This window comes from Streptomyces corchorusii (genome assembly GCF_001514055.1).
Taxonomy (GTDB): Bacteria; Actinomycetota; Actinomycetes; order Streptomycetales; family Streptomycetaceae; genus Streptomyces; species Streptomyces olivaceoviridis.
Genome location: NZ_KQ948351.1, coordinates 255373 through 272413, shown reverse-complemented (window position 1 = coordinate 272413; position 17041 = coordinate 255373). Strand labels below are relative to the sequence as shown.

The following is a 17041-nucleotide window of genomic DNA, read 5'->3' as shown; positions in this document are numbered from 1 at the left end:
CGCCGTGCTCACTGGTCCACCCCGTACAGCGACAGAAGGGTCTTCATCCGTTCCTCCGCGAGCTTCGGGTCCGGGAACAGGCCGAGGCCGTCGGCGAGTTCGTAGGCGCGGGCGAGGTGCGGCAGGGAGCGGGCCGACTGGAGGCCGCCGACCATGGCGAAGTGGCTCTGGTGGCCGGCGAGCCAGGCGAGGAACACCACCCCCGTCTTGTAGAAGCGGGTGGGCGGCTGGAACAGGTGGCGGGACAACTCCACCGTGGGGTCGAGGAGTGCGCGGAAGCCCTGGACGTCGCCCGCGTCCAGGAGCCGTACCGCCCCGGCGGCGAGCGGGCCCAGCGGATCGAAGATGCCGAGCAGGGCGTGGCTGAAGCCCTGCTCGTCGCCCGCGATCAGCTCCGGGTAGTGGAAGTCGTCGCCGGTGTAGCAGCGCACGCCCCGCGGCAGCCGCCGTCTGAGCTCGACCTCGCGCCGCGCGTCCAGCAGGGAGATCTTGACACCGTCGACCTTGTCGGGGTGTGCGGCGATCACCTCCAGGAAGGTGCCGGTGGCCGCGTCCAGGTCGGACGAGCCCCAGTAGCCCTCCAGGGCCGGGTCGAACATCGGGCCGAGCCAGTGCAGGACCACCGGTTCGGCGGCCTGGCGCAGGAGGTGGCCGTAGACCTCCAGGTAGTCCTCGGGTCCCTGCGCCGTCGCGGCCAGTGCCCGGGACGCCATGAGGACGGCCTGGGCGCCCGCCTCCTCCACGACCGCGAGCTGCTCCTCGTACGCGGCCCGGATCCGGGCGAGGGTGCCCCCGGCGAGCTGGTCCGTGCCGACGCCGCAGGCGATACGGCCGCCGACCGCGCGCGCCTCCGCGGCGCCGCGCCGGATCAGTTCGGCGGCGCCCGCCCAGTCCAGGCCCATCCCGCGCTGGGCGGTGTCCATCGCCTCGGCGACACCGAGCCCGTGCGACCACAGGTGGCGGCGGAAGGCGAGGGTGGCGTCCCAGTCGATCGCGGCGGGGGCGTCGGGCGAGACGTCGGCGAACGGGTCGGCGACGACATGGGCCGCCGAGAAGACCGTGCGGGAGCCGAAGGGGGTGCCGGGGACGAGGGAGAGGGGTGCGGTGCGCGGCTCGTACGTGCGCAGGGTGCCGTCCGCCGCGGGGAGTCGGATGGTCACAGGGAGATCTCCGGTACGTCGATGCGGCGGCCCTCGGCGGAGGACTTCAGGCCCAGTTCGGCGAGTTGGACGCCCCGGGCGCCGGCCAGCAGGTCCCAGTGGTAGGGGGCGTCGGCGTAGACGTGTTTGAGGAACAGCTCCCACTGGGCCTTGAAGCCGTTGTCGAACTCGGCGTTGTCGGGGACCTCCTGCCACTGGTCGCGGAAGACCTCGGTGGCGGGGACGTCCGGGTTCCACACCGGCTTGGGGGTGGCGCCGCGGTGCTGGACGCGGCATCCGCGCAGGCCGGCGACGGCCGAGCCCTCGGTGCCGTCGACCTGGAACTCGACCAGTTCGTCGCGGTGGACGCGGACCGCCCAGGAGGAGTTGATCTGGGCGACGGCACCGCCTTCGAGTTCGAAGACGCCGTAGGCGGCGTCGTCGGCGGTGGCGTCGTAGGGCTTGCCGTTCTCGTCCCAGCGCTGGGGGATGTGGGTGGCGGCGAGGGCCTGGACGGAGGTGACCCGGCCGAACAGCTCGTGCAGCACGTAGTCCCAGTGCGGGAACATGTCGAGGACGATGCCCCCGCCGTCCTCGGCACGGTAGTTCCAGGAGGGGCGCTGGGCGGGCTGCCAGTCGCCCTCGAAGACCCAGTAGCCGAACTCGCCGCGCACGGAGAGGATCCGGCCGAAGAAGCCGCCGTCGACGAGGCGCTTCAGCTTCCGCAGGCCCGGCAGGAAGATCTTGTCCTGGACGACGCCGTGCTTGACGCCCTTGTCGTGGGCGAGGCGGGCGAGGGCGAGGGCGCCGTCGAGACCGGTGGCGGTGGGCTTCTCGGTGTAGACGTGCTTGCCGGCCGCGATCGCCTTCGTGAGGGCCTCCTCGCGGGCGGAGGTGACCTGGGCGTCGAAGTAGATGTCGACGGACGGGTCGGCGAGGACGGCGTCCACGTCGGTGGAGACCCGGTCCAGGCCGTGCCGCTCGGCGATCTCCCGCAGGGCGTGCTCGCGCCGGCCGAGCAGGACCGGTTCGGGCCAGAGCACGGTGCCGTCACCGAGGTCGAGGCCGCCCTGTTCGCGCAGGGCGAGGATCGACCGGACGAGGTGCTGGCGGTAGCCCATGCGCCCGGTCACGCCGTTCATGGCGATACGCACCGTCTTGCGTGTCACGTGAGTCCCCTTCGCGGGCCGGTGGAGCAAGCAGTTCGACCATCGGATAGCAAGCGCTTTCTAGGTGAGGAGAAGCTAGCCTCCGGACGTGGTCTGTACAAGACCGTGTCCGCTTCGGGTTGTTCGAGGGGGCGAACAACCCGGGTCCGTGGCCTTAAGGTCGGCTCGGAACCAGGTCGGACGCCTGGCTGTCTACGAGGGCGTACCACATGACGCGTGACCGGAGGACGACGAGATGACGGTGACCCTGGCGGACGTGGCGGCCCGCGCCCAGGTCTCCCCCGCGACGGTGTCGCGCGTGCTGAACGGCAACTACCCGGTCGCCGCGTCCACCCGCGAGCGGGTGCTGCGCGCGGTGGACGAGCTGGACTACGTCCTCAACGGCCCCGCCAGCGCGCTGGCCGCGGCCACCTCCGACCTGGTCGGCATCCTCGTCAACGACATCGCCGACCCGTTCTTCGGGATCATGGCGAGCGCGATCCAGGCGGAGATCGGGGGCCCGGGCGGGCGCGCGGGCGGCGAACGCCTCGCGGTCGTCTGCAACACCGGCGGCTGCCCCGAGCGCGAGCTGACGTATCTGACCCTGCTCCAGCGGCAGCGGGCCGCGGCCGTGGTGCTGACCGGCGGGGCCGTGGAGGACGCGCCGCACGCGGCCGCGGTCGCGGCGAAGCTGCGCAAGCTGGCGGACGCCGGGACCCGGGTGGTGCTGTGCGGGCGCCCGCCGGCGCCGGACACCGAGGCTGTCGCACTGACCTTCGACAACCGGGGCGGCGCCCGCGCGCTGACCGACCACCTCATCGGCCTCGGCCACCGCCGGCTCGGCTACATCGCCGGCCCCGAGGAGCGCACGACCACCCGGCACCGTCTGGAGGGCCACCGCGCGGCGCTCGCGGCGGCGGGCGTCGAGGAGGACCCGCGCTGGACGGTCCACGGCCGCTACGACCGCCGGTCCGGTCACGAGGCCACGCTGGAACTGCTGCGCCGCGATCCCTCGTTGACGGCGATCGTGGCCGCGAACGACTCCGTCGCCCTCGGCGCCTGCGCCGCGCTGCGGGAGTCCGGGCTGCGGATTCCCGAGGACGTCTCGGTGGCCGGCTTCGACGACCTGCCGTTCAGCATCGACGCCGTGCCGTCCCTCACGACGGTCCGGTTGCCGCTGGCGGAGGCGGGAGCGCGGGCCGGGCGCATCGCGATGGGGCGGGAGGAGCCGCCGCCCGGGGGGATCGCCTCGGTGCGGGGGGAGTTGATGGTGCGGGGGTCCTCCGGGGTGCCGCGGGAGTAAGGGCGCGGGGTGCCGGGCCGCGCCCCCGAGGGCGGTCGGGCCGCCGTTTTCCTGCTCGGCACCGATGAGTTTTCGAGGTGCCGGGCGTCTTCATCATCGTAAGCAACGGACACTTGCCGAGGAGCGGATCCATGCGTGTCGTCGTCACCGAGTTCATCAGCCTTGACGGAGTCGTGCAGGCCCCGGGCGGGCCAGAGGAGGACACCGACGGGGGGTTCGCGCACGGTGGGTGGTCGCATCCGTTCTTCGACCCGGAGGTCGTGGGCGGGGCGTTCGCCGCGGGGCTGGAGAAGGCCGAGGCGCTGCTGTACGGGCGGCGGACGTACCTGACGATGGCCGCCGCGTGGCCGGAGCGGGCGGGGGACCCCTTCGCTGACCGGCTGAACTCCATGAAGAAGTACGTCGTGTCCGACACGCCCGGCGAGTCCGAGCTGAGCTGGGAGAACACCGTGCGCATCCCGGGGGCGCGGGCCCTGGAGACGGTACGGGAGCTGCGGGCCGCCGAGGGCGGGGACCTGGCGATGATGGGCAGCCCCACGCTGGTGCGGGCGCTGATCGCGGCGGAGCTCGTGGACGAGTTGCGGCTCGTCGTCATGCCCGTGCTGCTTGGCGGCGGGAAGTCGGTCTTCCCCGCCGACGGGGGGCTGCGCAGCTGGGAACTGGTGTCGTCGGCCACCGCGAAGACCGGGGCGCAGGTGAACGTGTACCGGCCGGCCGGGCGGTCGTAGGCGTGGACGGGGGCGCGCGGGGCGGCCTAGGCTCGCAGGAGCAGGGTCTCTGACTGGGTCAAGCATCCGGGGGCGACCATGACCGTCCAGGACGTCCGCGCTTTCAACCGCTTCTACACCGGTGTGATCGGCGCCCTCGACTACGAGCGCCACCTGTACGCCCCGTACACCCTGACCGAGGCCCGCGTGCTCTACGAACTCGCGCACGCGCCGTACCTGGACGCGGCCGACGTGCGCGCTGGGCTGGGGCTCGACGCCGGGTACCTGAGCCGGATCCTGAACCGTTTCGAGGAGGACGGGCTTGTCCGGCGGGAGCCGTCCCAGGAGGACCCGCGGCGGCGCCGGATCATGCTGACCGCGCGCGGGCGGGGGACCGCCGCGCTGCTGGACGAGCGGGCCCGGGGGTCCGTCGCCGCGCTGCTCGACGGCATCGCTCCGGCGGACCGGGCCCGGCTGACCGAGGCCATGCGGACCATCCGGGACATCCTGGGCGGCCGGAAGCGGGCCGCGGACGTGGTGGTGCGGGAGCCGCGGGCCGGGGAGCTGGGGTGGATCGTGCAGCGCAACGGCGCGCTGTACGCGGTCGAGTACGGGTGGAACGCCGAGTACGAGGGGCTCGTCGCCCGGATCGTCGCCGACTACGCGGCAGATCACGATCCGCGTCTGGAGCGGGTGTGGATCGCCGAGCTGGCCGGGCGGCCCGTGGGCTGTGTGATGTGCGTACGGGACGACGCGCCCGGCACCGCGCGGCTGCGGCTGCTGCTCGTGGAGCCCGAGGCGCGCGGGCACGGCGTCGGGGACCGGCTGGTGCGGACCGTGATCGACTTCGCCCGCGGGGCCGGCTACCGGGAACTGGTGCTGTGGACCAACGACGTGCTCGACAGCGCCCGCCGCCTCTACCAGCGGCACGGGTTCGCCCTGGTCGCCGAGCGGCCCCACCGCTCCTTCGGCAAGGACCTGGTCGGCCAGGACTGGCGGCTGACGCTGCGCGGACCGGGCGAGTGACGCACGGTCCCCGGACGGCACCGAAGGGCCCCACCGCCTCGGTGGGTCACGGTCCGCGGGAGCCCGGCCGCACCCGGCGAGTGACGTGGGGGCCGCGGGCCCCAGCCGACCTGTCGAGCTGGACCGGCGACTCCCTGCCACAATCCCGCCGGCCAGGACCGGCGACTCCCTGCCACCACCCCACCGACCAAGACCGGCGACTCACCCGGGCACGCCCCCCAGCCGGGCAAGATCAGGCACACGCACCGCCCGCCCCAGCCGGGCGAGACCAGCCGCACGCGCCACCTGCCCCGAGCCGGCGAGGCACGACCACCCGGCCCCCAGCCGACCAGTCGACCAGGACCGACGACTGACGGCCACCACCCCCTCAGCCAGGACCAGCCGCTCCCTCCCCCGTCGACCAGGGACCGACGGCTCCCCGCCGCGCCCCCGTCGACCAGGATTCGCGGCTCCTCGGCACGACCCGCCGGCCAGGACCCGCACTCCCTGCCACCACCCCACCTGCCAAGACCGGCGGCTCACCCGGCCACGCCCCAGTCGGCCGAGACCAGGCGCACGCGCCGCCCGCCCCAGCCAGCGACGCACGACAACCCGGACCCCAGCCGACCAGCATTGGCGGCTGCCCGCCTCCACCCCCTCAGCCAAGACCAGGCGCCCCCTCCCCCGTCAACCAGAGGCCGACGGCTCCCCGCCACGCCCCCGTCGACCAGGACCAGCCCCTCCCCGCCACCACCTCCCCGGCCAGGACCGCCGGCTCCCCCGCCCGCGACCCCACCGGCCAGGACCAGCCCCTCCCCGCCACCACTCCCTCAGCCAGGACCAGCCCCTCCCCGCCCCGCCCCCAGGCCAGAACCGCCGCCCCGGCCACGCCCCGCCAAAGCCAAGCGCACGCGCCCCCGTCGCGGGTGAGTGGCGCACGGCGATCCGGGTACCAGTCGGCCGAAGGTGGCGGCTCGCGCTGGGGGGATCGAGCGGGGGGCGGGCGGGGCGAGTAGGGTCCCTGCCCATGAAGCTGGCGTTCTCCACTCTCGGTGTCCCTGGCCTGCCCGTCCCGGAGGTCGTCGCGCTCGCGACCGCGCACGGCTACCACGGTGTCGAGTTGCGCGCCCATCCCGAGGAGCCGGTGCACGCCGGCCTGGCACCCGCCCAGCGCGCCGAGACCGCGGCCCTGTTCCGGGACGCCGGGGTCGAGCTGCTGGGCCTCGCCGGCTACGCGCGCGTCGCCGCTCCGGGTGACGACGCGCCCGTGCTGGCGGAGATCCGGGACCTCCTGCGGCTGGCCCACGACCTCGGCGCACCCTTCGTCCGGGTCTTTCCCGGCGCCGACCCGGACCGGCCCCGCGAGGAGTCGGACGCGATCGCCGCCCGGCGGCTCGGCACCGCCGCCGAGGACGCCGCCGCCCTGGGTGTCCGGATCCTGCTGGAGACCCACGACTCGCACCGCACCGGCGCCGACGCGATCCGGATCCTCGGCCCGGTCGGACACCGGCAGGTGGGCGCGCTGTGGGACGTGATGCACACCTGGCTGGGCGGTGAGCAGCCGTCGGACACCTACGCGGCCCTCGCCCCGCACCTGGGCTACGTCCAGGTCAAGGACATCGCCTCCGCCGAGGACACCACCCCGCTGCCGCTCGGCGCCGGAGTGCTGCCGCTCGGGGAGTGCGTGGACGTGCTGTCCCGGCACCACTGGGACGGCTGGCTGTGCTGGGAGTACGAGAAGCGCTGGTACGAGGGGGCCGCACCGCTTCCGGGTCTGCTCGGCGCCGGCCGCGAGCATCTGCTGAGGGTGCTGGGCGAAGCGGCCTAGCCCCCGCCGGCCCATCCGAGGAGGGCCGTCGCCCGCGCGGAATTCGCTGGCCGGGGCGTCGGCGTCCGGTTACCCTCCCCCGGTGATCCAGCCACCGGGGCCGTGCGCCCGCTTCCGCTCATGAGCCTCGCCCGCTCGCTCATCGACGTACGCCCCCTGCGCACCTCACCCGTCTTCCGGCGGCTGCTGATCGGCCGGACCGTGTCCGTGCTCGGCGGGTTCATGACCATGGTGACGGTCATGTACCAGGTCTGGGACCAGACCCGCAGCACCGCGTGGACCGGTGCCGTCGGGCTGGCCCAGGCGCTGCCGCTGGTGGTGTTCGGGCTGTTCGCCGGGGCGTGGGTGGACCGGGCCGACCGGCGCCGCGTGTTCCTCGCGGCGACCGTCGGCCAGGCGGTCTGCTCGCTGCTGCTCGCCGTGCAGGGCTTCACCGGGCACGTGCCGCCGGCGGTCGTCCTGCTGCTCGTCGCCGTGCAGTCGGGCTTCGGCGCGCTGGGCGCCCCGGCCGCCGGGGTGTTCGTACCACGGCTGCTGCCCAAGGAGCAGGTGGCCGCCGGGCTGGCGCTCCAGCAGGTGACCGGTCAGTCGATGATGCTGCTCGGCCCCGCCCTGGCCGGGCTGCTGCTCGGCTGGTTCGGCATCGGCGTCTGCTACCTGCTGGACGCCCTCAGCTTCGGCCTCGCCTTCTACGGCGCCCGCGGACTGCCGGCGCTGCCGCCGCAGGGCGAGCCGTCGCGGGCCGGGCTGCACGGGGTGCTGGACGGGCTGCGGTTCCTGGCCGGGCACCGGGTGGTGCGGGGCGCGCTGGTCACCGATCTCGCCGCGACCGTGCTGTCGTTCCCGGTGAGCCTGTTCCCGCTGGTGAACGCCGAGCGGTTCGGCGACGATCCGCGCACCCTCGGCCTGTTCCTGTCGGCGCTGGCGGTGGGCGGGGTCACCGCGACCGCGCTGTCCGGCCCGCTGACCCGGCTCGCCCGGCCGGGCCCGGTGATGCTGTGCGCGTCCGCCACCTGGGGCGCGGCCCTGGTGCTGTTCGGCCTGGCCGGCAACCCCTGGCTGGGCCTGGCCCTGCTCGCGCTGGCCGGTGCGGCGGACGCCACGGCCGTGGTCTCCCGCTCCACGATCGTGCAGACCCGCACCCCGGACGCGCTGCTCGGCCGGGTCACGGCGGCCGAGCAGATCGTCGGCCAGGCGGGTCCCAGCCTCGGCAACGCGCGTGGCGGTCTGCTGGCCGGCTGGACCTCGGGCACGACCGCCCTGATCAGCGGCGGCCTGCTGTGCGTGCTGGCGGTGGCGGCGGTCGCGACGACGACACCCGAACTGCGCGACGGGGTCAGCGCGGTGCCGGACGCCCCGTGAGCGGTGCGGTGCCGCTGACGCACCAGTCGAGGACCGCCGGCCAGGGGCCGTACCCGGCGTCCAGGTCGAGGTGGGCGGCGCCGGGCAGGATGTCGGCGGGGATGCCGAGCGGCTCGGCGAAGACCGTGTCCGCGCCCCCGGGGCAGTACGGGTCGTCGTCGCCCGCGACCAGCCGCGTCTTCCCGGGCAGGGTGAAGTCGAGCGCGGGCGGGGCGAAGGCGGCCACCTCCGGGTACCGGGCGAGGACGGGACCGGACGGCGGGGAGACGAGCAGCACCCGGTCCGCGTACCGCTGCTGCTCCATGCCCCGGGCGGCGGCGTGCAGCCACAGCACGGCGGACAGGCTGTGGGCCACCACGACCCGCTCCTCCGGCCCGTTCAACTCCTCCAGGTGACGGGCGAGTTCGGCGAGCCAGACGTCCAGGTCGGGGTCGTCGGCGTCGGGTAGCTGCGGGTAGCCGACCCGGTGGCCGAGTGCGGTGAGCCGGCCGGCGAGCCAGTGCTGCCAGTGCTCGGGCGGACGGTGGTTCTGCCAGCCGTGCAGGATCAGGTACGCGCGTGTGGTCATGCCGGAGATCCTCCACGGCCCGCGTCCACCGGTCCAGCGAGCCCCTTCGAAGCCGGGGAACGGCCGGACGCGCCCCGAGAATGCCCGGTCGGCCGCCCCTTCGTGGTTACTGTGCATCCCTTGACGGAAAGAAACTTCCCGGATATTGGTGATTCCTCGGAAGTTTCCTTCAGCGGTTCTCCTCCGGAAGGAGCGCACGTGCACCACACCAGCACGGGTAGCGGCACCGGCACGGGTAGCGGCACCGGTACGGCAGGCACGGAGAACTCCGCGAGCGCGGGCAGACGCGCCGCACGACCGTCCAGACGCGCCGTCCTCGCCGCGACCGCGGGCCTCACCGCCGCGCTGACCGTACCGACGACCGCCCACGCCGCCGCCCCCGACGACCGCCGGCTGCGCGCCCTGATCTCCCGCATGTCGCTGGAGGAGAAGGTCGGCCAGCTCTTCGTGATGCGGGTCTACGGCCACTCCGCCACCGCACCGGACCAGGCGGACGTCGACGCCAACCTCCAGGAGATCGGCGTCCGCACCGCGGCCGAGCTGATCGCCAAGTACCGGGTCGGCGGCATCATCTACTTCGCCTGGGCCCACAACACCCGCGACCCGCACCAGATCGCCGAGCTGTCCAACGGCATCCAGCGGGCCTCCCTGGACCAGCCGCGCGGCCTGCCGGTGCTCATCGCCACCGACCAGGAGCACGGCGCGGTGTGCCGGATCGGCAAGCCCGCCACCCTCTTCCCCGGCGCCATGGCGATCGGCGCGGGCGGCTCCCGCTCCGACGCCCGCGCCCTCGGCCGGATCTCCGGGGCCGAGCTGCGCGCGATGGGCGTCAACCAGGACTACTCCCCCGACGCCGACGTGAACGTCAACCCGGCCAACCCGGTCATCGGCGTCCGCTCCTTCGGCGCCGACCCGGAGGCCGTGGCCGCCCTGGTCGCCGCCGAGGTGAAGGGCTATCAGGCCGCCGGTGTCGCCGCGACCGCCAAGCACTTCCCGGGCCACGGGGACACCGCCGTCGACAGCCACTACGGCTTCCCGGTCATCACCCACAGCCGCGAGCAGTGGGAGGAGCTGGACGCCGTACCCTTCCGGGCCGCGATCCGCGCGGGCATCGACTCGATCATGACCGCGCACATCCAGTTCCCGGCGCTGGACGACTCCGGCGACCCGGCGACCCTCTCCCGCCCGATCCTGACCGGCATCCTGCGCGAGGAACTCGGCTACGACGGTGTCGTGATCACCGACTCGCTCGGCATGCAGGGCGTGCGCACCAAGTACGGCGACGACCGGGTGCCGGTGCTCGCGCTCAAGGCCGGCGTGGACCAGTTGCTCAACCCGCCGTCGCTGGACGTGGCCTGGAACGCGGTGCTGAAGGCCGTGCGGGAGGGCGAGCTGACCGAGGCCCGCCTGGACGAATCGATCCTGCGCATCCTGCGCCTGAAGGCCCGGCGCGGACTCTTCGACCGCCCCTGGGCCGACCCGGCGGACGTCGACCGCACGGTGGGCACCAAGGCCCACCTGGCGACGGCCGACCGCATCGCCGAACGCACCACCACCCTGCTGGTCAACGAGGACTCCACCCTGCCCCTCGACCGCCGCACGCGGCGCAGGCTCCTGGTCGTCGGCGCCGACCCGGCCTCCCCGTCCGGCACCACCGGGCCGCCCACCGGCGTCCTGGCCGCCGCCCTCACCGAACTGGGCTTCACCGCCACGGCCCTGTCCACCGGCACCGCCCCGTCCGCCGCGGCCATCGACCAGGCGGTCACCGCCGCGCGGGACGCGGACGCGGTGATCGTGGCCACGTACAACGTGACGGCCTCCAGCACCCAGCGCACCCTGGTGGACCGCCTGCTGGCCACGGGCAGGCCGGTGGTCGCGCTGGCCGTCCGCAACCCGTACGACATCGCGCAGCTCCCCGGCGTCCGCGCCTGCCTGGCCGCGTACTGCTGGACGGACGTCGAACTGCGCGCCGCCGCACGGGTGATCGCGGGCCGGGTGAGACCGCGCGGGAAGCTGCCGGTGCCGGTGCAGCGGGCGGACGACCCCACGCGGGTGCTGTACCCGATCGGCCATGGGCTGACCTACTAGGGGCACCGCGGGGCCGGTCGGCAGGCGCCGTCCGCCGACCGGCCGCCCGTGCTCACGGCCGCAGCGCCGGCTCCCGCTCCGCGTCCCGTACGTCCAGCTTCGCGTCGTACCCGGCCAGCGGCTTCGCCTCGGCCACGGCGGCCGGGGAGACACCCGCCCAGTCCAGGATGCGGGCGGTGGCCAGGGACTTCTGGTCCGGTACCAGGCCGGCCACGTTCGCGCCGTGGTTCGCCCCGGGTGCCGTGAAGACGTACGCGTCACGGGCGCCCGCGCCGAGGCGGAAGCGCTCCGAGCCCCAGGGGTCGTTCTGGCCGTAGACGAAGAGCATGTGGCGGGCGTGGTGGCGGACCCACGTGTCCACGTCCCGCATGGCGTCCGGCTGGAAGCGCATCGGGATGGAGCGGGGGACGAAGTTGCGCGGGGGCTGGTAGCCGTAGCGGATCAACTTCCGTTCGATGTGGGGGAAGTGGATCGTCGGGGCGCCCAGCTGCGTGCCCGCCTGGTAGTAGTACGGGGTGTACGTCTCCAGGCCCTGGTCGGTGTAGGCGGAGAAGCCGGAGATCGTGTCGACGGAGTTCCAGATCTCCTCGTCGGTCGCGGTCGCCGCGTCCGCCGGAACGGTGTCGCAGTCCTTCAGGAGGCTGTACTGCCAGAAGCCCCAGACGTAGTCGAGGACGACCGCCTCGTAGGCCTTGTCGAGGCCGCCGATGGTGGTGAAGGTGTAGCCGTTCTCGGCGGCGTACGCGGCGTACTTCTTCTCCAGCGGTCCGCGCCGAACCAGCGCCTCCCGCTGGACGGCGTTCAGCCGGTCCCGGCACTCCTTGGTGCCGACCCGCTCGAAGAAGCGGTCGTACGCCGAGTCCTCCTTGTTCACGACGTCGTTGGGGGCGACGTAGGCCACCACGCCGTCCATGTCACGGGGGTAGAAGCGCTCGTAGTACGTGGCCGTCATGCCGCCCTTGGAGCCGCCGGTGGCCAGCCAGTTGGCGGAGTAGAGGGGCTTGAGGGCCTCGTACACGCGGTGCTGGTCGCTCGCCGCCTGCCAGATGTCGAGCGTGCTCCAGTCGGCCGGGGCGGGGCGGGACGGGGTGAAGAAGCGGTATTCCAGGGAGACCTGGTTGCCGTCCACGATCTGGGTGGGCTCGCGGCGCGAGGGCGTCGTGGAGACGTTGTAGCCGCTGGTGTAGAAGACCGTGGGGCGGCTGGTGTCCTTGTGCAGCACGGTGATGCGCTGCTGGAAGGTGCCCCGGTCGGGGTGGCGGTGGTCGACCGGCTGCGTGTAGTTCAGGACGAAGTAGCGGTAGCCGGGGTACGGCTTCTCCTGGAGGAGGCTCATGCCGGGTATCGACAGGAGCCGGTCCTTGATGTCGGTGGGCTCGGGCTCGGCGGCGGTGGCCGCGCCGGCCGCCGTGCCCAGGGTTCCCAGGAACACCGTGAGCGCCAGCAGCCATCTGAGCGCCTTGCGCATGCGCACTCTCCCCTGTGAGACAGATGTGCGCCGGAAGCTATCCCAGCAACTGCCGTCCCACCAGAGGGAATTGAGCGCTCCGGTTCACCTGCCGGGCGCGGTGGCCGCGGTCAGCACAGGATCCAGCCCGAGCTGACCGAGTACTTGCCCACCGAGCCCTTGATCCACACGCAGCGGTGGCCGGCGTGCACGGTCACCGGGCCGGCGTGGTGCTTGTAGCGGCCCTTGTCGACGACCGGCCGGTTGCCGCGGGCCTGCACGCTGACCGACATGGTCCGGGTGGGTCCGGGCTGTCTGGCGACGGTGACGGCGCAGACGTAGCCGTCGCGCTTGAAGACGTGGGTGACGCCGGACGCGAACGGGAGCGTGCGCACCTCGCGCCCGGCGCAGCCGCTCGCCGAATCGGCCCGCGCCGTCCCCGTCGCCGTCAGCCCCAGCACCCCGGACGCGGCCAGCACGGCCGCGGCGAGCGCCAGCCGCCTGCGCGGCCGGCGTATCGCACCACTGTCCACTGTCGTCCTCCCCGTCCCGGTCACACCCCCGTGTCCGTACTGATGTACGGACGCACAGGTGTGTCGGATGGTTGCACGACCGTCAGGGAGACGACCCGGCGGGAGGGCTCAGCGGGAGGCGCCGACCGGCTCCTCCGGCTCGGACTGGCCGACGAAGGTCCGCCACAGCTCGGCGTACCGGCCGCCGCGGGCCAGCAGATCCTCGTGGGTGCCGTCCTCCGCGACCCGGCCGTGGTCCATCACCACCACCCGGTCCGCGCGGGCGGCGGTGGTCAGCCGGTGGGCGACCACCAGGGTCGTACGACGGCCCGCCAGACGGTCGGTGGCCTGGTTGACCTGCGCCTCGGTGGCCAGGTCCAGGGCCGCCGTGGCCTCGTCCAGGAGCAGGATGTCCGGGTCGACCAGTTCCGCGCGGGCGAGGGCGATCAGCTGGCGCTGGCCCGCCGAGAGGTTGCGGCCGCGCTCGGCGACCTCGTGCAGGTAGCCGCCCTCCAGCGTGGCGATCATCTCGTGCGCGCCGACCGCGCGGGCCGCCGCCTCCACCTCGGCGTCGGTGGCGTCGGGCCGGCCGTAGGCGATGGCGTCGCGCACGGTGCCCGGGAAGAGGTAGGCCTCCTGCGGGACGACCCCGAGCCGGTGGCGGTACGACGTGAGGTCCAGGGCGCGCAGGTCCGTGCCGTCGACCGTGACCCGCCCGGCGGTCGGGTCGTAGAACCGGGCCACCAGCTTCACCAGCGTCGACTTGCCCGCGCCCGTCTCGCCGACGAACGCGACCGTCTGCCCGGCCGGGATCGTCAGGTCGATGCCGGACAGCGCCTCCTCCTCGTCGCCGTACGCGAAGCGCACGCCCTCGAAGGCGATGTCACCGCGCAGGGACAGCACGTCGAGGGGTTCGTCGGCGGTCCGTGTGGACGTCGGCTCGCGCAGCAGCTCCTGGATGCGGCCCAGCGAGACCGTGGCCTGCTGGTAGCCGTCGAAGACCTGGGAGAGCTGCTGGACGGGCGCGAAGAACAGGTCGATGTAGAGCAGGTACGCCACCAGGGCGCCCGTGGTCAGCGTGGCCGCCTCCACCCGGCCCGCGCCCGCGACCAGCACGGCCGCCGCGGCCACCGAGGACAGCAACTGCACGAACGGGAAGTAGACGGATATCAGCCGCTGGCCGCGGATGCGGGCGCTGCGGTAGGCGTCGCTGCGCTCGGCGAACCGCCGCCCGCCGTCCCGCTCCCGCCGGAAGGCCTGCACGATGCGCAGCCCGGCCATGGTCTCCTGGAGGTCGGCGTTCACCGTCGACACCCGCTCGCGGGCGAGTTCGTACGCCTTCACGCTCGCCCGGCGGAAGAAGAAGGTGGCCACGATCAGCGGGGGCAGGGTGGCGAAGACGACGAGCGCGAGCTGGAGGTCGAGCACCAGCAGCGCGACCATGATCCCGAAGAAGGTGACGACCGAGACGAACGCCGTGACCAGGCCGGTTTGCAGGAAGGTGGAGAGCGCGTCGACGTCCGTCGTCATCCGGGTCATGATCCGGCCGGTCAGCTCGCGCTCGTAGTAGTCCAGGCCGAGCCGCTGGAGCTGGGCGAAGATCTTCAGCCGCAGCGTGTACAGCACGCGTTCGCCGGTACGGCCGGTCATCCGGGTCTCGCCGATCTGCGCGGCCCACTGGACGAGCACGGTCAGCAGGCCGAGCAGCGCCGCCGACCAGACCGCGCCGATCGCCATCTTGGTGACGCCCGAGTCGATGCCGTGCCGGATCAGCACCGGCAGCAGCAGGCCCGCGCCCGCGTCGACGGCGACCAGCAGCAGGCTGACCAGGAGGGGCAGGCGGAAGCCGCGCAGCAGGCGGCGCAGGCCGTAGGAGTCCTCGGGCAGGACGGCGCGGACCTCGTCGACGTCCGGGGTGTCGGTGGCCGGGGGCAGCGCCTCGACCTGGGTGAGCAGTTCCGGGGTGGCCGGGGTGCCGGTCAGGGCTGTGTTCTCGGCGTTCTTGGGCTCGCGGTCACCGGTCCACAGCCGGGGGGTGACGCCCCGCTCCGCGTCGAACTCGGCCTCCAGTTCGTCGCGGACGGAGGTGTCCTCCCGGGGCTCGGCCGGCAGGGCGCGGCCCGGAGAGACCCCGCCCAGCTCGTCCGGGTCGGTGAGCAGGCGGCGGTAGAGGGCCGAGCGCTCCTGGAGCTCCTCGTGGGTGCCGATGTCGGCGAGCCGGCCGCCGTCGAGCACGGCGATGCGGTCGGCGAGGTTGAGGGTGGAGCGGCGGTGGGCGATGAGCAGGGTCGTGCGGCCCCGCATCACCTGCTTCAGGGCCTCGTGGATCTCGTGCTCGACGCGGGCGTCCACGGCCGAGGTGGCGTCGTCCAGGACCAGCAGGCGCGGGTCGGTGAGCAGGGCGCGGGCGAGGGCGATGCGCTGGCGCTGGCCGCCGGAGAGGGTGAGGCCCTGCTCGCCGACCTTGGTGTCGTAGCCGTCGGGCAGCTCTCTGATGAAACGGTCCGCCTGGGCGGCGCGGGCGGCGGCCTCGATCTCCTCCTGGGAGGCGTCCGGGCGGCCGTAGGCGATGTTGTCGCGGACGGTGTCGGAGAAGAGGAACGAATCCTCCGGGACCAGTCCGATGGCGGCCCGCAGCGAGTCCAGGGTCAGCTCGCGCACGTCGTGGCCGCCGATCAGGACGGCGCCGTGGGTGACGTCGTAGAAGCGCGGCAGGAGCAGGGAGACGGTGGACTTGCCGGAGCCGGAGGAGCCGACGACGGCGAGGGTCTCGCCGGGCCGGATCTCGAAGCTCAGCCCCTCCAGCACGGGACGCTCGTGGTCGTAGCCGAAGGACACGTCGTCGAACTCGACGGTCGCGGGCGCGTCGGCGGGGAGGGTCTTGGTGCCGTCCTTGAGGGTCGGCTCGGTGTCGACGAGCTCCAGGACGCGCTCGGTGCCGGCGCGGGCCTGCTGGGCGACGGTGAGGAACATCGCGAGCATGCGGACCGGGCCGACCAGCTGGGCCAGGTAGGTGGAGAAGGCCACGAAGGTGCCGAGCGTGATGTGCCCGCGTACGGCGAGCCAGCCGCCGAGGGCCAGCATGGCGACCTGGCCGAGCGCGGGCACGGCCTGGAGGGCCGGGGTGTACTTGCTGTTCAGGCGGATCGTGCGCAGGCGCCCCGCGAACAGCCGGCGGCCGACCTCGCGCAGCTTGTTCGTCTCCTGGTCCTCCTGCCCGAAGCCCTTCACCACGCGGACGCCGCTCACCGCGCCGTCCACCACACCGGCCACGGCGGCAGCCTGGGCCTGGGCGTACCAGGTGGCCGGGTGCAGCCTGCTGCGGCTGCGCTTGGCGATCCAGCCGAGGGCGGGCGCGACGGCGAGGGCGACCAGGGTCAGCGGCAGCGAGAGCCACGCCATGATCACCAGGGAGAGCAGGAAGAGCAGGAGGTTCCCGATGGTCATCGGGAGCATGAAGAGCAGGCCCTGGATCAGCTGGAGGTCGCTGGTGGCACGGCCGACGACCTGCCCGGTGGACAGCTCGTCCTGGCGGCGGCCGTCCAGCCGGGTGATCGTGCCGTACATCTCGGTCCGCAGGTCGTACTGGACGTCGAGGGCGAGCCGGCCGCCGTAGAAGCGGCGGATGTAGGTGAGGGCGTAGACCAGGACGGCGGCGCCCACGAGGGCGCCGGCCCAGGGGGCCATGGCGCGGGTGTGGGCGCCGATCACGTCGTCGATGATCACCTTGGTGAGCAGCGGGACGACCGCCAGGACGGCCATGCCGGCGAGCGAGGAGCCGAGGGCGAGGACGACGTCCTTCGGATACCGCCAGGCGTATGCCGCCAGACGCCGTGCCCATCCCCGTTGCGCTGCCACGCCGGTGCCTCCTGTTTTGGCCGTGCTCTACCAGAAGGCGTCAACGCCGGCTGATGCGGATTTCATCCCTCCGCAA

General features: G+C 73.5%; 12 protein-coding genes. 6 read left to right on the top strand and 6 right to left on the bottom strand.

Annotated features, from left to right (window positions below):
* Positions 1-8 precede the first annotated feature (8 nt).
* The gene (locus AQJ11_RS01205; RefSeq protein WP_059261523.1) at positions 9-1160 is read right to left on the bottom strand and encodes a dihydrodipicolinate synthase family protein; all 1152 of its coding nucleotides are present in this window, start codon (positions 1158-1160) and stop codon (positions 9-11) included.
* Positions 1157-2308, bottom strand: coding sequence for a Gfo/Idh/MocA family protein (locus tag AQJ11_RS01200; protein ID WP_059261522.1), 1152 nt, complete (start codon positions 2306-2308; stop codon positions 1157-1159). The genes AQJ11_RS01205 and AQJ11_RS01200 overlap by 4 nt, the downstream gene beginning before the upstream one ends.
* A 235-nt stretch (positions 2309-2543) precedes the next feature.
* Here AQJ11_RS01200 and AQJ11_RS01195 point away from each other — a divergent pair, with 235 nt between their 5' ends.
* From AQJ11_RS01195 to AQJ11_RS01170, 5 genes are all read left to right on the top strand, one after another.
* A complete protein-coding gene (locus AQJ11_RS01195) occupies positions 2544-3590 on the top strand; it encodes a LacI family DNA-binding transcriptional regulator (protein WP_058080612.1) in 1047 nt (348 codons plus the stop codon).
* Positions 3591-3721: 131 nt separating this feature from the next.
* A complete protein-coding gene (locus tag AQJ11_RS01190; protein WP_059261521.1) occupies positions 3722-4318 on the top strand; it encodes a dihydrofolate reductase family protein in 597 nt (198 codons plus the stop codon).
* Positions 4319-4396: 78 nt separating this feature from the next.
* The gene (locus AQJ11_RS01185) at positions 4397-5323 is read left to right on the top strand and encodes a bifunctional helix-turn-helix transcriptional regulator/GNAT family N-acetyltransferase (RefSeq protein ID WP_059261520.1); all 927 of its coding nucleotides are present in this window, start codon (positions 4397-4399) and stop codon (positions 5321-5323) included.
* Between the two features lie 1006 nt (positions 5324-6329).
* Positions 6330-7130: a sugar phosphate isomerase/epimerase family protein gene (locus AQJ11_RS01175; protein WP_014672859.1), complete on the top strand. Its 801-nt coding sequence runs from the start codon at positions 6330-6332 to the stop codon at positions 7128-7130.
* A gap of 120 nt (positions 7131-7250) precedes the next feature.
* Complete coding sequence (locus AQJ11_RS01170) at positions 7251-8492, top strand: MFS transporter (RefSeq protein ID WP_058080614.1); 1242 nt, start codon at positions 7251-7253, stop codon at positions 8490-8492.
* Here the strand turns inward: AQJ11_RS01170 and AQJ11_RS01165 are convergent.
* Positions 8467-9060 carry an RBBP9/YdeN family alpha/beta hydrolase gene (locus AQJ11_RS01165; RefSeq protein ID WP_059261518.1) on the bottom strand — a complete coding sequence of 198 codons (594 nt, stop codon included), beginning with the start codon at positions 9058-9060 and terminating at the stop codon, positions 8467-8469. The genes AQJ11_RS01170 and AQJ11_RS01165 overlap by 26 nt on opposite strands.
* Positions 9061-9258: 198 nt before the next feature.
* On the opposite strand from AQJ11_RS01165, the gene AQJ11_RS01160 reads away from it, so the two are divergent.
* The gene (locus tag AQJ11_RS01160; RefSeq protein WP_059261517.1) at positions 9259-11148 is read left to right on the top strand and encodes a glycoside hydrolase family 3 protein; all 1890 of its coding nucleotides are present in this window, start codon (positions 9259-9261) and stop codon (positions 11146-11148) included.
* A gap of 52 nt (positions 11149-11200) precedes the next feature.
* Here AQJ11_RS01160 and AQJ11_RS01155 read toward each other — a convergent pair whose 3' ends face one another.
* The 3 genes from AQJ11_RS01155 to AQJ11_RS01145 all read right to left on the bottom strand — a co-directional run bounded on the left by AQJ11_RS01155 (position 11201) and on the right by AQJ11_RS01145 (position 16965).
* On the bottom strand, positions 11201-12616 hold the full coding sequence (locus AQJ11_RS01155; protein WP_059261516.1) for a S28 family serine protease: 1416 nt from the start codon (positions 12614-12616) through the stop codon (positions 11201-11203).
* A gap of 110 nt (positions 12617-12726) precedes the next feature.
* On the bottom strand, positions 12727-13128 hold the full coding sequence (locus AQJ11_RS01150; RefSeq protein WP_059261515.1) for a hypothetical protein: 402 nt from the start codon (positions 13126-13128) through the stop codon (positions 12727-12729).
* 108 nt (positions 13129-13236) lie between these two features.
* On the bottom strand, positions 13237-16965 hold the full coding sequence (locus tag AQJ11_RS01145; protein ID WP_059261514.1) for an ABC transporter ATP-binding protein: 3729 nt from the start codon (positions 16963-16965) through the stop codon (positions 13237-13239).
* Positions 16966-17041: the final 76 nt, after the last annotated feature.